1 protein-coding gene is annotated in these 1,680 nt (G+C 67.1%); it reads right to left on the bottom strand.

From position 1 onward, the window contains the following. Positions 1–176: 176 nt before the first annotated feature. Complete coding sequence (locus AB0H61_RS39005) at positions 177–1,559, bottom strand: IS1380 family transposase (RefSeq protein ID WP_357313976.1); 1,383 nt, start codon at positions 1,557–1,559, stop codon at positions 177–179. Positions 1,560–1,680 lie beyond the last annotated feature (121 nt).

The following is a 1,680-nucleotide window of genomic DNA, read 5'->3' on the forward strand; positions in this document are numbered from 1 at the left end:
CTAGCCTCGATCTTTCGCTCGGCCGTCGGCCGGGCGTGTTCGGTTTCGGATTGGGTTTCCGGTCGCTGATTGGCGACCGGTGGGCAGCGTGGGGTGGCCCGGTCAGCGGGTGGTTGCCGGGTTCCACGGGCCCGGATGGTGGTCCTTTCGGGGGTCGTAGGTGCGGTTTGGGCTGGTCAGCCGGGGTGCAGGCGGTTCAGTGCGGTCAGCATAAGGCTGGTGCGGCGGTGATGTCGTGACAGGCGTAGGTGGACGCGTCGGGCGTGGCGGGCGATTCTGGCTGGGATCGAAAACAGTTGCAGGCGCAGTGTTTTCGGTTCCCAGCGGCGGGCGGGATGGTCGTGCAGGCCGATCGTTTGCAGCCAGGCGGTCAGATCGAGGGCGAGCGCGACGATCGCGACCCAGATCCGGTTGGCGTCGAAGGATTTGAACGGCAGGTTGCGCAGTCCGGTGTCTTTGGCTGCGCGGATGCGGTCCTCGCAGCGGGCGCGACGGCGGTGGCGTAGTTCCAGGTCGGGGAGCTGGCCGCGGCCGGTGTTGGTGACGAACGCGGTCAACCGGAGACCGTCGATGTCGGTGAAGCGCAACTGGGCCCCGGGATGGGGCCGTTCCTTGCGGACGATCAGCCGCATACCCTCGGGCCAGCCGGTCAGATCGAGCATGTCGGTGACCTCGGCGACCCACGCGCCGTCACGGACTTGCTCGTCGGCGTCGTAGGCGGGAGTCCACACGTGTTTCGGGATGGCGTCGACCGCCTCCACGATGGTGTCGGTGAGAGTGAATCCCAGCGAATACTGGACCCGCCGGGCGGCGCAGTAGGCTGCGAAATCGTGGGTTCCGCCACCGGAATCGGTGCGCACCAGCACTTTCCGGCCTACCCGGTAGCCGGGCTGCCACGGCAGCTGCGCGAGCGCGGCGGCCAGGACCGTCTTGTGGTCGGCGGCGGTGTTGGCGCCGGCGTTGCCTGGGCGGAGCAACTCCGCGACCGGCTCGCCGGTGCCATCCGGGCCGTGATCGGCGAATGCCAGCAGCGGGTGGAAGCCGAATCCCTTCTTGAATGTCGGTGCCGCGCACTCCTTTTCCGAATGCGAGTCGAGCAGGGTCGCATCCAGATCGATAATCAGCGGGTTCTCGGCGGTGATCGCATGGTCCGGCGCCTGCTCACCGGCAGACTGCCAGGCGGCCGCCCGCGCGATCGCGCGAGCAGACGCGATGGCCGCCAACGCTTTCCGCGGATCGGCAGCCAGCGTGGCGATCAGCCGCGACACCGTGGGATCCGACGCCACAATCCCGAACACACTCGGCTCGCCGCGCAGCATCGCCAAGTCAGCGGCGCAATCGCCACCGATCGCGACCATCACGGCCAGATCCAGCAGGACCTTCCCCGGATCATGGACCGCCAGCGGCTTGCGCCACGGTGCCAGGACCTGCGACAACGCCCGATCCAACCCCACTTTCACCGCAGTGGCCAGCAGCGCGACCGCCCCAGCCTGCCCCACCACACCCGAACCGTCGCCGTCAACTTTCAGCGACGGGTACCACCCCGTAGACTGCCTCACCAGAAAGGTGCTCCCGATACTGCCGATTCAACCTTAGACAAGTCGAATCATCGCAGCTCAGAGCACCTTTCGCCATTCCAGAACCATAAACAGCTCAACCAGCGTGATTGGCCGAGGCTAG

Source organism: Nocardia sp. NPDC050710, from assembly GCF_040654375.1.
Taxonomy (GTDB): Bacteria; Actinomycetota; Actinomycetes; order Mycobacteriales; family Mycobacteriaceae; genus Nocardia.